15 protein-coding genes and 1 pseudogene are annotated in these 13,429 nt (G+C 35.2%); 4 read left to right on the top strand and 12 right to left on the bottom strand.

All coding sequences use genetic code 11. The features are described 5' to 3' along the window. Positions 1-218: 218 nt before the first annotated feature. The 4 genes from ADH54_RS03075 to rpsI all read left to right on the top strand — a co-directional run bounded on the left by ADH54_RS03075 (position 219) and on the right by rpsI (position 3,381). Positions 219-1,112 carry an ABC transporter ATP-binding protein gene (locus ADH54_RS03075; protein ID WP_000895302.1) on the top strand — a complete coding sequence of 298 codons (894 nt, stop codon included), beginning with the start codon at positions 219-221 and terminating at the stop codon, positions 1,110-1,112. Continuing rightward, complete coding sequence (locus ADH54_RS03070) at positions 1,109-2,308, top strand: ABC transporter permease (protein WP_049523995.1); 1,200 nt, start codon at positions 1,109-1,111, stop codon at positions 2,306-2,308. Before ADH54_RS03075 ends, ADH54_RS03070 begins: the two co-directional genes overlap by 4 nt. Positions 2,309-2,523: 215 nt before the next feature. Continuing rightward, positions 2,524-2,970 carry a 50S ribosomal protein L13 gene (gene rplM, locus ADH54_RS03065; RefSeq protein WP_016397194.1) on the top strand — a complete coding sequence of 149 codons (447 nt, stop codon included), beginning with the start codon at positions 2,524-2,526 and terminating at the stop codon, positions 2,968-2,970. 18 nt (positions 2,971-2,988) lie between these two features. Beyond that, a complete protein-coding gene (gene rpsI, locus ADH54_RS03060) occupies positions 2,989-3,381 on the top strand; it encodes a 30S ribosomal protein S9 (RefSeq protein ID WP_000075964.1) in 393 nt (130 codons plus the stop codon). Between the two features lie 56 nt (positions 3,382-3,437). On the opposite strand, the gene ADH54_RS03055 is transcribed toward rpsI, so the two are convergent. From ADH54_RS03055 to ADH54_RS03005, 12 genes and pseudogenes are all read right to left on the bottom strand, one after another. Beyond that, entirely contained in the window at positions 3,438-4,487 is a 1,050-nt protein-coding gene (locus ADH54_RS03055) for a tyrosine-type recombinase/integrase (RefSeq protein WP_049523994.1), read from the bottom strand. A gap of 96 nt (positions 4,488-4,583) precedes the next feature. Beyond that, a complete protein-coding gene (locus ADH54_RS03050; protein ID WP_049523993.1) occupies positions 4,584-4,766 on the bottom strand; it encodes a hypothetical protein in 183 nt (60 codons plus the stop codon). After that, on the bottom strand, positions 4,750-5,928 hold the full coding sequence (locus tag ADH54_RS03045; RefSeq protein ID WP_049523992.1) for a Rep family protein: 1,179 nt from the start codon (positions 5,926-5,928) through the stop codon (positions 4,750-4,752). The genes ADH54_RS03050 and ADH54_RS03045 overlap by 17 nt, the downstream gene beginning before the upstream one ends. A 148-nt stretch (positions 5,929-6,076) precedes the next feature. Then, positions 6,077-6,685, bottom strand: coding sequence for a hypothetical protein (locus ADH54_RS03040; protein WP_049523991.1), 609 nt, complete (start codon positions 6,683-6,685; stop codon positions 6,077-6,079). Continuing rightward, positions 6,678-7,748: a type IV secretory system conjugative DNA transfer family protein gene (locus tag ADH54_RS03035; protein WP_049523990.1), complete on the bottom strand. Its 1,071-nt coding sequence runs from the start codon at positions 7,746-7,748 to the stop codon at positions 6,678-6,680. The genes ADH54_RS03040 and ADH54_RS03035 overlap by 8 nt, the downstream gene beginning before the upstream one ends. Positions 7,749-7,773: 25 nt before the next feature. Beyond that, positions 7,774-8,103 (bottom strand): hypothetical protein, encoded by a 330-nt coding sequence (locus ADH54_RS03030; RefSeq protein ID WP_049523989.1) that lies wholly within the window; start codon positions 8,101-8,103, stop codon positions 7,774-7,776. Positions 8,104-8,292: 189 nt separating this feature from the next. After that, entirely contained in the window at positions 8,293-9,405 is a 1,113-nt protein-coding gene (locus ADH54_RS03025; protein ID WP_049523988.1) for a hypothetical protein, read from the bottom strand. 54 nt (positions 9,406-9,459) lie between these two features. Further along, a complete protein-coding gene (locus ADH54_RS12575) occupies positions 9,460-9,585 on the bottom strand; it encodes a hypothetical protein (protein WP_261062033.1) in 126 nt (41 codons plus the stop codon). Positions 9,586-9,732: 147 nt separating this feature from the next. Continuing rightward, positions 9,733-9,810, bottom strand: a pseudogene (locus ADH54_RS12570) (DUF6287 domain-containing protein); the annotation flags it as partial. 240 nt (positions 9,811-10,050) lie between these two features. Beyond that, entirely contained in the window at positions 10,051-10,935 is an 885-nt protein-coding gene (locus tag ADH54_RS03015) for an N-acetylmuramoyl-L-alanine amidase family protein (protein ID WP_053092326.1), read from the bottom strand. 46 nt (positions 10,936-10,981) lie between these two features. Continuing rightward, entirely contained in the window at positions 10,982-12,355 is a 1,374-nt protein-coding gene (locus ADH54_RS12565) for an Ig-like domain-containing protein (RefSeq protein WP_053092325.1), read from the bottom strand. Between the two features lie 201 nt (positions 12,356-12,556). Next, positions 12,557-13,144 (bottom strand): recombinase family protein, encoded by a 588-nt coding sequence (locus tag ADH54_RS03005; protein ID WP_049523987.1) that lies wholly within the window; start codon positions 13,142-13,144, stop codon positions 12,557-12,559. Positions 13,145-13,429 lie beyond the last annotated feature (285 nt).

The raw sequence follows: 13,429 nt of genomic DNA, 5'->3' as shown, positions 1-13,429 counted from the left end.
ATATATGTGACTGACTTCGTCAGTCTTATCTACAACCTCAAAACAGTGTTTTGAGCAACCTACGGCTAGCTTCCTAGTTTGCTCTTTGATTTTCATTGAGTATAAAAGTGCTCCAGGTCATATTTTACACAGCAATAGTCTTATAAAAATGGACAGAAACTATTGTAAAGGCTATCAAAAAGGAGTATAATGAGTGCAAGATATTTCGGAGGTTAAAGATGCTAGAAGTAAGAAGTCTAGAGAAAAGTTTTGGATCCAAGCAAGTTTTGTTTGGTATTGACTTTCAAGCGCGACCAGGTCGTATTTTGGGATTAGTCGGGAAAAACGGTGCTGGGAAGACAACAATTTTCCACAGTATTTTGAAGTTTTTAGAATACCAAGGAGAAATCAGTCTGGATGGTCAGGATATTCGTCAGGAGACCTATGCTCGGATTGGCTATCTGCCTGAAGAACGCAGTCTCATGCCTAAATTGACAGTCCTTGAACAAGTTCGTTACTTGGCGACTCTAAAAGGCATGGATGCCAAGGAGGTCAAGGAAAAACTCCCTCAATGGATGAAGAGGTTGGAAGTGAAAGGGAAGCTGACAGATAAAATTAAGAGTCTGTCAAAAGGAAATCAGCAGAAGATTCAGCTCATTATTACTCTGATTCATGAGCCAGACTTGATTATCTTGGATGAGCCTTTCAGTGGATTGGACCCAGTCAATACAGAATTGCTCAAACAAGTCATTTTTCAAGAAAAAGAACGTGGGGCAACCATTATCTTTTCTGATCATGTCATGACCAACGTCGAGGAGCTTTGTGACGATATTCTCATGATCCGAGATGGCCGTGTGGTCTTGCATGGACCAGTTCAGGATGTCCGAAATCAATACGGGAAAACGCGTCTCTTTGTTTCAAGTGAACGAAGCAAGGAAGAATTGGAAAATCTTCCTCATGTCAAGCAGGTGAGTTTGACCAAGCAAGGCAGTTGGAAATTGATTTTGGAGGATGAGAGCGCTGGAATGGAACTCTTCCTAATCTTGACTCAGGGGCAATATATCGCAACCTTTGACCAGCAAGCGCCAACAATCGATGAAATCTTTAAACTAGAATCAGGGGTGGAAGTATGAGAAATATGTGGGTTGTAATCAAGGAAACCTATCTTCGACATGTCAAATCGTGGAGTTTCTTCTTTATGGTGATTTCGCCGTTCCTCTTTTTAGGAATCTCTGTAGGAATTGCCTATCTCCAAGGTTCTTCAATGGCTAAAAATGATAAAGTGGCAGTGGTGACAACAGTGCCGTCTGTAGCAAAAGGACTGAAGAATGTAAATGGTATTAACTTTGACTATAAAGACGAAGCAAGTGCCAAAGAAGCGATTAAAGATGAAAAATTAAAAGGCTATTTGACCATTGATCAAGAAGATAGTGTTCTAAAGGCCGTTTATCATGGCGAAACATCGCTTGAAAATGGAATTAAATTTGAGGTTACAGGTACACTCAATGAACTGCAAAATCAGCTTAATCGTTCAACTGCTTCCTTGTCTCAAGAGCAGGAAAAACGCTTAGCGCAGACAGTTCAATTCACAGAAAAGATTGATGAAGCCAAGGAAAATAAAAAGTTTGTTCAAACAATTGCAGCAGGCGCCTTAGGATTCTTTCTTTATATGATTCTGATTACCTATGCGGGTGTGACGGCTCAGGAAGTTGCCAGTGAAAAAGGCACCAAAATTATGGAAGTCGTCTTTTCTAGCATAAGGGCAAGTCACTATTTCTATGCGCGGATGATGGCTCTATTTCTAGTGATTTTAACGCATATTGGGATTTATGTTGTAGGTGGTCTGGCTGCCATTCTGTTCTTTAAAGATTTGCCATTCTTGGCTCAGTCTGGTGTTTTAGATCACTTGGGAGATGCTTTCTCTCTAAATACCTTGCTCTTTATTTTGGTTAGTCTTTTCATGTACGTCGTCTTGGCAGCCTTTCTAGGTTCTATGGTTTCTCGTCCTGAGGACGCAGGAAAAGCCTTGTCGCCTTTGATGATTTTGATTATGGGTGGTTTTTTTGGAGTGACAGCTCTAGGTGCAGCTGGTGACAATCTCATCTTGAAGATTGGTTCTTATATTCCCTTTATTTCGACCTTCTTTATGCCATTTAGAACCATTAATGGATATGCAGGGGGGGGAGAAGCATGGATTTCACTTGCTATTACAGTGATTTTTGCAGTGGTAGCAACAGGATTTATCGGACGCATGTATGCCAGCCTAGTCCTTCAAACGGATGATTTAGGACCTTGGAAAACATTTAAACGTGCCTTATCTTATAAATAGAAGAGCCTCGCGAAAGCGAGGTTTTTTAGAGATAAAAAGAGTGGAATTTAGAAAAATATTTTTCATATCTATTGACTTTTAGGGGTGAAATTTGGTATTATAGTAGGCGGTATTGTTTACCCCATTTGAAAGGCCCCGGAACCTTCCAAATACTTTTCGATGGGAAGGAACACCCATCACCGTAAACAAAAATCGAACTATATATAGGAGAAATCATGAACAAAACAACATTTATGGCTAAACCAGGCCAAGTTGAACGTAAATGGTACGTAGTTGACGCAACTGATGTACCACTTGGACGTCTTTCTGCAGTAGTTGCTAGCGTACTTCGCGGAAAAAACAAACCAACATTTACACCACACACTGATACAGGTGACTTTGTAATTGTTATCAATGCTGAAAAAGTTAAATTGACTGGTAAAAAAGCAACTGATAAAATCTACTACACTCACTCAAACCACCCAGGTGGATTGAAACAAATCTCTGCAGGTGAACTTCGTTCTAAAAATGCAGTGCGTTTGATCGAGAAATCAGTTAAAGGTATGCTTCCACACAATACACTTGGACGCGCTCAAGGTATGAAGTTGAAAGTATTTGTTGGAGCTGAGCACACTCACGTTGCACAACAACCAGAAGTTCTTGATATTTCAGGACTTATCTAAGGAAAGGAACAATAAAGTATGTCACAAGCACAATATGCAGGTACTGGACGTCGTAAAAACGCTGTTGCACGCGTTCGCCTTGTTCCAGGAACTGGTAAAATCACTGTTAACAAAAAAGATGTTGAAGAGTACATCCCACACGCTGACCTTCGTCTTGTAATCAACCAACCATTCGCAGTTACTTCAACTGCAGGTTCATACGACGTTTTCGTTAACGTTGTAGGTGGTGGATACGCTGGTCAATCAGGAGCTATCCGTCACGGTATCGCTCGTGCCCTTCTTCAAGTAGACCCAGACTTCCGCGATTCATTGAAACGCGCAGGACTTCTTACACGTGACTCACGTAAAGTTGAACGTAAGAAACCAGGTCTTAAGAAAGCTCGTAAAGCATCACAATTCTCAAAACGTTAATAAAAAGCCTATTGAGACAATCTTTGTACGGACTTTTTGGTTCAAGTCTGTTCAAATTATCCTTTGGATAAAGAGCTTAATAAATTTAAGGCATCAGCGTCTTGCTGGTGTCTTTTTTCTGGCATCAGTTCAAGATAATAGTTTTGAGTGGTTTGTATATTTACATGTCCTAATCTTCTTGAGACATATACAATATCAATATCTTGTGAAAATAAGAAAGAAGCATGAGTATCACGGAGTCCGTGAAAGGTTGTTCTTGGAAGTCCAATTTTTTTCAATAGTCTGGTTAATTTTGCAGACTGTTGGAAGTTCTCTCTTGAAAAAATATAGCCATTTGATTTAACTGGAATAGCAGTTAATAAATCATAGACTTCTTTATTGATGGTGACATCTCGTTTTGAATTTTGAGTTTTTAAAGAGGTATCGCTAGAAGTTGGGCTAATTGATTCTCTCACTTTAATTCCGTATGGAAATAAATATTCTGGACGAATCCCAAGTAGTTCACCTCTTCTCATCCCAGTTTCTAAAGCAAGCAGAACGAGAATATTAAATTCATCTTCTGTATGTTGTAACAGGTAAGTTCGTAGTTTTCCAAAATCAGTAATTGAAAGCGACTTATTTCGTTTTGGTTTGTCTTCGCCTCTAGCTTTTACTAGAGGTAAAAAATCTATTGCTATATATCCTTTAGAGTAAGCATATCGCAATGATGTTTTTATTTTTAAGAGTAATTCGTGTGTAGTTTTTCGTGAATGAGATTGAGCATAACTATCAATTTTCATTTGAACTACAATGTCGTTTAGGTCTTTTAATTTGATACCATCAAAAAGCTCTTGGATGATTTTTAAAGCTTTTTGATAATTTTGAAAGGTGCTTTCTCTAACATCTTTTTGTTTTACTAGATAAATCCAGTGTTCAAAGAAATCAGGAAAATAGGTATCACGGTCGGCTAAATTTTTCCCCTTTCCTTTTTCTAGTTCTTGTTCTAAAGCCCATAGCTCAGCATCGGATTTGTTTTTAAAAGTTTTTATCATTTTTTTGTGCTGACCTTGTTTATAAAGTGAAATTTGGACTTTATATTTTTTTCCAACTTTGACAATACTTGCCATAATTTCAATCCTTTCTAAAATAAAAAGATTGATAGAAAATAGAATACAGATTTATTATAATCAGATTTTATTTATATATCAATCATAATTTTAAGATTAGACTAAATTTTCTGTGATGAAGCGCATTAATTCTTTTCTAGTGTATCGTTCTCTGCTTCCTATCATAAAGCGTTTTAAGTTATTACTTGACCTGATATACTTATCAAATGATTTTTCATCAATTCCTAGGAAGTTACTAGCTTGTTCTCTATTTAAAAGATAATTATATGTGTTTTTCATTATTTTCCTCCTGATTTAATTCTAGAAAAAGCTCATAAGAGTTGTTATGAATTAGATTTGTTTTTTCATTTTCATCTTTAAATGGATTTGATAGTTTTTTCATATGGTCAACATAGAACATCTGGTCTAATGGAGAATACTTATAGAACTGTAGATATTCTTTTGAGATTTCTATGACTAGTGTTAGTCTTCTCATTAATTGTCCCCAAGAATCAATGTGGCTTGTTTGTTTCTTCTTTGTTAATTCTAAGAAAAAATTATATGGGGAGTATGGGCTTGTAATGATGTATACATTAGCTAAAAGAGGTTTGTCAAAATAACGACTGCTAGCCATTGCTCTGTCATTGTATGGGTCAAACATTTTGAGTAAGTCGGAATAATCGAATTGATGAGGTCTCAACTCATCTAATATAACTACATGTTCTAGATTATACTGTTGGAAAGGGTCTCGTATAGAACCTGTTATAAAATAATTTGGGTCAAATTGTTCTGCATATTGTCGAGCTAACCGAGTTTTTCCTGTTCCAGCTTTTCCAAAAAGCCAAATAATAGTCACGATAGCATTTTTATTTTTCATCTCGTGTCTCCATGATTCAGCTTGAATTTCTAATCTTTTTAAGTGAACTGTATCTATTTTATGCTTAGCTTTAGCATATTGTGAACCAGTGAGTCGTTCTTCAATCTCAGATTTTGTAATTTCTCCTGCGTAAAGCAGATCTAAGAGATTATCTATTATCATACTATCATTTACTTCGTTCCTTTTTCTCACATTTTTTTCGATGGTCTCTAATAGAAAAAGATAATCAAAGTTAGCAATGACTTCTTTGGGAGAATATTGATACTTATCTTGGTCTGACGAAGTGTGATGAACTAAATAAGAGTAAGCATTATTTATAGAACCACGCCACTGTTCAAAACATTGTATTGGTTGACTAGTTAGTTTAGCTAGATTATTTAGACTTCTGGCGCTTTCAAATTGAAGAATAAGATGGATATGAGGAGCTACAGCAGTTCCGTCACTTCCTATGTCTTTATCATGTAAAATTCCTGCGAAGCGAATTGGTTTTAGAACATCGGTTAGTTCTTTAATTATAGCTTGAATATTTGGTGTTTTAAAATAGTCTATTTGTTGAACAAACATGACATTGCGTGCTTTTACCATTAAAAACTCCTTTCTTCTTGGAACAATGGAACAACATTATACTACTTCAATAACAAGCCCAGAAGTAGTATAGTTCTGTCTTGACTAAATTGGAACATAAAACCAGCTCGGAGCTCTTGCCTTACGGCAAGCTCCGCTGGTTTTTGTTTTATAGTTTTTGACTACCACGTTTAGATATAAATTTTTTCGGATTTTTTTCCACATTAGAAAATGTATATTGATTAGAAAATTCTGCCGTGATATCAGTTTCTGCACTAAAGAATCTTTTTTTAACAGCCTCTTTCATTTCATGAGTAGAAGGTAAAGGTATTAAAATTTCTATATCCCTACCAGTAGAAGTAACAATTAACTTATTAAAATAATTTTGGATGTCTTCTTCAAATTCTTTTTCCTCGTCTGAAACGTACTTCTTGTGGAAATACTTTTTTAAAAAATGTGTTTTATACAGTGAATCAAAGAGCCACCGTATTGTACTTCCTAATCTGCGCCATATACTAAAAATATAGAGTGATAAAATGATAGATGTGAATATCAAAATTATCATGACGATGAAACTGAAATTTGATAATGTTTGTGATAGCTGGGAGATAGGCACAGTATCAAATGATATCCACTTAAAATCTATACTCCTAGGTAAAGTGGTAACTATACTAGTAACTTTCCACATTAGCAAATTAAAAACAATTATTATGAATAAAAGAATTTGAATATATGTGAGTTTAACTAGAATACGAAATTTTGATAAATTATTATTCATTTTTTGAAAACTCCTTATAGTTTGGTGTAAGAATAGGTTGGACATTACTGTTGTATTTACTATTAGTAAATTGGAATATGCCGGAACCTATTTCGTGAGGCAAAACGATGTCTTCGGTATTACTTATAGATTCAAACAAAAATTGTGTTGTTTTAAAGGAAATATGTCCAAGTTGAAAGGCTAGAGAAATTTGGTCTCTAGCACAGGTGCTAATGGCTGTTGCATCGAATCTTTGTGAACATAAGCAAAGATGAACCTTAGCGCTTCGCCCTAGTAATGCAATTTGATTTATTAGGTTGTGGAAAGATTCTTTTACAGGTTTACTTGCAATTGATGATATAGCAAGAACTTCATCTATGAAAATAGTTAGGTGTCTCAATTCCGTGTTAGGATTCTCGTAGAGAAGCGCTTGTCTATCTAATATAGTTTGTACGGTATTTCCTAAAATTTCATTTATTTGATTTACAAAATCATTATGAGTTCGATTTGATGTAGGATAAATCGCTGGAATCCCATGATTTCGAGCAAATATAGCCGGTTTATCCTGTTTGGGGTCAATTACTATAATATCTGACATTTTTTTAATAATATGTAACAAGTAGCACATGAAATATGATTTTCCAGAACCGCTATTTCCGCTTATTGCGATATGTGTTACATCGTTAAAATCTATGGTGACATTTGGCATAAGGGGGATGATGGTATCATTATTTTCTGATAAAAAAGTTTCAATATCATCAATTTCTAGTCGTTGGACAGTCCCCTTTTGCCATGGGAAAAATAGTCCACGCTGTGTATGAATGTCGCCAGTTTCTAGAGGGATTAAGTTGATACCTGATTGTTTTAAAAGTGTGTAGTTAGGGTATAAGAGTACGCTTAATATCTCATAGATTTTTTCAAATAAAGATTTATTGATTATGAATGTGGCTGGCAAGCGTGGAATTATTGTAATTCCACTATCACCAGAAACTACTGAAAATGCATTTGAATAACTGGATTCTTGTAAACCTAATGAAAGATCAAGGGCTTGAGTACAAAGTCGATTTATTTCTTCGAATTTCATTTGATATTCTCCTTTAGCATGTAAATTATTTTTCATTAATAACGGTAGCCTTTTTAGCTCTAAATTTGATTTCATTTTTCCAATCACAGGCTTCTGCACCGATGATTTCAATGCGGTCGAACTGTTTAAGATTTTGGTCTGATGTAAAACGTAATTCAAAAGGCATGAAACCTTCAAAAACTACTAAGTAGATAAATGTGCCGATTTCATCCGTCTTTTCATTATTTTTATAGACATTAACAGTTCTTGGTTCAGGAGAAATTACCATGCCTGTTGTCTCATCTCCAAACCATTGTTTGAAATACTCGGAATTATACTTTGAGTTAGAGTTTGATTTTTTATAGAAATTCATCATTTTTTAAATTCCTCATCAGCTATCTAGAATATTGCTGATTTTTCCTTTTAAATTTTCATAAACGTAAGGCCTTACGTTTATATCATTATTGTATACTCTCGCAATCAAAATGTATTTATATATTTAGAAAGTATATTTTTATACTTTTGAAAATATAAAAAGACAGCCACAAAATTGGACTGTCTTAGATTATTTTTGAGAATTACTATCATCTTCTTTATCTACATCAATAAGTTGGTTTTCTAGAAACTTTCCGAAATTAAGAAAGTGCAATATATGTAAATTTAACTCAACAGCAGTATGAATATTGTTATCTCGGTTATCTTCATAGAATATTTGAAGCTGTTTTATATCTTCCTCCAATTTTTCCTTATCATAATAACCAAGATTATGATTATTAGTATTAAAGGAGATTTTCTCTCCCTCTTGTGTTGCTTTCTGCAGAAATAAGACGAACTGCTCATCATTTAATGTTTTATCTAGAAAGTCTAGAAATAACGAAGATGAAAATAAGTTGATAAAGTAGTTATTGTTAATTTTAGAGAGTATACTACCTTTACATTCCTCATTAATTTTTTTATCGATAGTCTTATTATAAAATTCAAGGAGAGCAGTTCTATTAGTATCGATAAAAGTAGTGAAAGATTCTACAAAAATTTGGTAATTATCCTTACTACTGGACAAATAATCGAATAAGAAATTTGTATCTAATTTATTTGAAAAGAAGAATCTAGCAAAGTCAATAAAAAATTCTAGAGAATCATTATAGTGATGTTTAAATGCTTCTACGTAAAAATCTATTTTCTTTTCATCATTTATAGCTAGTATGATATTTAGAAGTAGCTTATTGGAGGTACGCCTCAGAATTTCATCATTGTTTAATGAATCTTTAAAAAGTTTTCTGTTGAGTTCATTACTAAAAAAATCATCACTAGAGAAATTATCCATGTAAGGATTGATGTCTGAGTTGTTGAACAAAATTAAAAGAAATGAAAATTTGATGAAATTGATAATTTCGCTATCTGAACCAAAAATTAATTCTTGAGATGTCAGATTGAACTCTTTTGAAAGTAAATCAAATTGTTTTTGAGACATGAGGTAAGGTCTATTCACGGTCTTTCCTCTGATGATATTAGATAATGCGGAATTGGATATAGGTAAATCTGAATACTCTCTTTTATACTTCTTTTTGTCATCGTCATCTAATTTTTTCAAGAATTCTGTTTTAGTTTTGTATAATTCATCAATTTTTTTCTCAAGACGTGACCCTATCATGACGTATAGATATTTAGTAAAATCCATGATTTCCTCCTTGTCAAAGTGAACCGCCTATAAGCGGTTCACTAGTTAATTTAATTATTGAATCTTATAGAAAAATCCCTCAGTACTACCATTGATGAGTTGGTGTCCAGACCATAAGCGGTCTTGTGTGATATCAGACGAGTCAGTATAGCCATTATCTGTAGAAGAGGTGACAGACATGGTTATAGGGATTCCTGCTGGTAAAAAGGCAATAGCTGCACCAGCACCTCCATCTTTAGAAACAGAACTTGCCTTGAGATAGTGGTCAATTTCTTTGGCATGTTCAATTGAAATCTGTGAATAATCACTTACTAAACCATTTTTATCGAATGTTAATTCAATACCTGTACCATTCCTCCAAGTTCCTGAGACACTAGAAAAATCCCCATTTTGAATTGCAGTAATATCTATCCCTTTACTTTCTGACGGAAGGGAAGATTCTTCATTTATTAGACTTGTGACAGATTTATTTTCTTCCGATGTAGAAGAAGTTGAACTAGTACTTGAAGCAATTGCTTCAGAACTTGCTGAGGAAGTGCTTTCACTCTGAACTTGGCAAGCAGTTAAAATAGGAACAGCTAAAACACTGATACTGACTAAAACTAATTTTCTTATTTATTTAATTTTGCAATTTTGAATTGTTTATTATACCCATTCTCCATTGTAATCGACACGATAGCCATCAGGGGTCGTAGTATTGATTGCGAGTGCACCAGTGCTATAAGCATAGTACCATTTACCAGAAACTGTAAACCAACCTGTTTTCATAGCACCTGACTGGTCAAGATAATACCATGAACCATTATCGTTGAACCAACCAGTCTTCATAGCGCCTGAGCCCTCTAGATAGTACCATGTGCCACTATCTTTTACCCAGCCAGTTTGCATCCAACCAGAGTTATCAAAACGATACCAAACACCATTGATTTTTTCCCAGCCATTAGATGTGTAAGAACCATCAGAGTGCTTGAACCACCAGCGAGAACCAGCTTGAACCCAACGGTCTGTTTTTGTTGGTGTTGGAGTTGTAGGGGAAGATGCTGGAGTAGTTGTATTCCCAGAAGTTTGATTAGTTGATAAAACTTCTAGTTTAGTTAGGTAAATGTAGAAAGCAAGACCTTTGCCTACATTTTCTCTCACATCTACTGTCGCTTTGTATCGAACTCCTTTTGACTCAAAGTTCATACTATAGATTCCAAAATTTGTTGCCTTAAATGTAACTTGTTTTCCATCAATCTGTACTTGACCTTCTGGAAGATTTTTAAAAAAGTTTGGAAATTGATTTTTAAAATTGCTACTATAATTTTCATCAACCAATTCTATACTAATAGCTTGTTTAGATAAATCATCAACTGCTCTTTGAATTTTTGCTTCTCTTTTCTCTACAAGAGTCACATCTGTTGCAATAATACTATCTGACTGAGTGTTTGTTTGAGGTGCTGGACCACTTGAGGCATTGACACTTGAAATTGTAGCTCCTGTTGCTAGGAGTGATAAAACTGCTGTAGTAGTTAAAACGATTTTTTTCATAATTTTTGTATTCCTTTTCTTTTTATCTATTTTTTATAATCTTATCCTATACCCACTCGCCGTTGGCATTGACACGATAGCCATCAGGTGTAGTTGTATTGATTGCGAGTGCGCCAGAGCTATAGGCATAGTACCATTTGCCAGAAACTGCAAACCAGCCTGTTTTCATAGCGCCCGAGCCGTCGAGATAGTACCAGCTACCATTATCTTTTAGCCAACCTGTCTTCATCGCACCTGAGTTATCGAGATAGTACCAGCTACCGTTATCCTTCACCCAGCCAGTTTGCATCCAGCCTGAACTATCGAAGTAATACCAGACTTTATCGATTTTTTCCCAGCCATTAGATGGGTAAGAGCCATCGGAGCCTTTAAACCACCAGCGAGAGCCAGATTTGACCCAGCGACCATATTTAATATCTCGTGCAGATGAAGTGTTAGAACTTGCATTAGCTGATACTGTTACAGTCGTAGAATACGTTTTACCGTCTGATGTAACTGTGATAGTCGTAGTCCCTGATTTGTGAGCGATAATGTTTCCGTCTCGGTCAATTGTTGCGACGGAAGTGTCACTGCTAGACCAGTCACGATTTGTTGGAATGATGACCTTAGGAGAATAAGTACTATCATAAGAGCCGGTGTATCTAGCTTGGAGTCCGAGACTCTTAGATTCCTGAGGCTTGATTGTAAAGTTTTGAGGCAAAGAGATGTCTTTTACTTTGTCGGGACTAGCGATAGTATAGACAGTTGATTCACCGTAATCGCCGACTAAGCTGTCAGAGTCGCCAGAATTTTCAGCGAACAACTGAGATATTTTATAATATAAACCATGTCTAGAGCTCAATGCAGGCTTGGCGAACGCGGATACTGAAACTGTTGTCCAACGTGGGTCGATCAAGTTAAGATAATGACCAGTGTCGCCCGATCCAGTCTGCAAATTTTGTTTTTCCGAATAAAAGTCTTCGATGGCCAGTGCAATGCTTTCACTGCCTAAATTCTCTGCGAAGTTAGCGAACTCATGAGAATATGTTCCAGCGTGCGACCGAGAGCCTGTTAATTTGACGTGGTCGAATAGCAAACTAGCTTCAGCCGCGCGGACACGACTTGCTTTCTCTAGTTCAGTCGACCATTTGACAGGAACATAACGGTCGACTAAGCCTTCGTTATAAGCTTCTTTACGAATTTCATTGATTCGGTCTACAATTACTTGTTTGTCGGGTGTTGCAAATGTTCCTTTAATACCGACAATTTGCATACCATCTGAATCGCGAGTGTTAGATGGGTTTATCGCTGAGCCTCTAAAATCACGTCCTAATACGATATTTTCACTAGCCGATACTTGATTAGCTGCGATGATTCCGGCTCCAAGAAGTGATAGAGCTGAGATAGTTGCGAGTGTGAATTTTTTAGTTTGTTTGTTCATTCATGTAATATCCCCTATTTTTATTTATTGTAAAGTAATCAGTTTGTCCTAAAACCTAGACTTTTTTGGACAAACTTGATAAAATGGAAGTGTAATAATAATCGGTCAAAATGCTTGATTTTAGAACCTTTTTTCTAACGAAAACGGCTCTAAAATAGAGTGTATTTCCTGTCCAAAAAATCCTAGGTTTTTTGACAAAAACTATGAATTTTTTATCCAATTATGAAAGGTGCTTTTTGATACTCCTAAGATGTCTGCACCTTCTCGTAAGGTTATTTCTTTTTTCTTATATTGAGCTATCACATCAGGGAGATTATTCGGGACAATCAATTTTGGTCTACCGAATTTCTTCCCTTTTTTCTGTGCTTCCCGTATTCCTTCCATTTGTCTTTGTTTGATTTGTTCTCTTTCAAACTGTGCAACGTAAGATAGGACTTGTAAAACGATATCGGAGATTAGTTTTCCTGTGATATTATCATTGCTATTCTTTGTGTTTAATAAGGGGAAATCTAAAACAGTTATATTTACTTTCTTTTTCTTAGTAATCGATTGCCATTGTTCTAAAATTTCATCATAGTTCCTTCCCAATCTATCAATTGATTTTATAACCAATTCATCATTCTCTTTCAAGGTAGCTAATAATTTTTGATATTCCATTCTGTCAAAATCTTTTCCTGAAACATAATCAATAAAAATATTTTCTTTTGATAATTTGTTTTCTACTAAGGCTGAAAATTGCCTATCAATATTTTGTTCTCTTGTAGATACTCGAACATAACCGTAACGCATAAAAACTCTCCTTTTTACACTTATTGTAAAATATAAAAGAGGGCAAAATGCCCTCAAAGAGTAGTGTATTCAATTTCTATCAATTATACATTAGTTCAAACTGGTTCAAATAAGAAGAATAGCCATCCTTAAAAGTACATAAAAAGTCACAAAAGATGTTATAAAAAGTACATATAAGGGGATTTTGCTACTTATTTGTGTATAAAATAACTGACTATAATTCTCAAAACGTTAATCAATACGATTATATCAACGTTTCAAAGCACTCAAAAGTTTACCTTATGG

The organism is Streptococcus pseudopneumoniae (assembly GCF_001072315.1).
GTDB lineage: Bacteria > Bacillota > Bacilli > Lactobacillales > Streptococcaceae > Streptococcus > Streptococcus pseudopneumoniae_R.
Note: the sequence above shows the minus strand (reverse complement) of the source record. Positions and strands in the feature narration are given on the sequence as shown.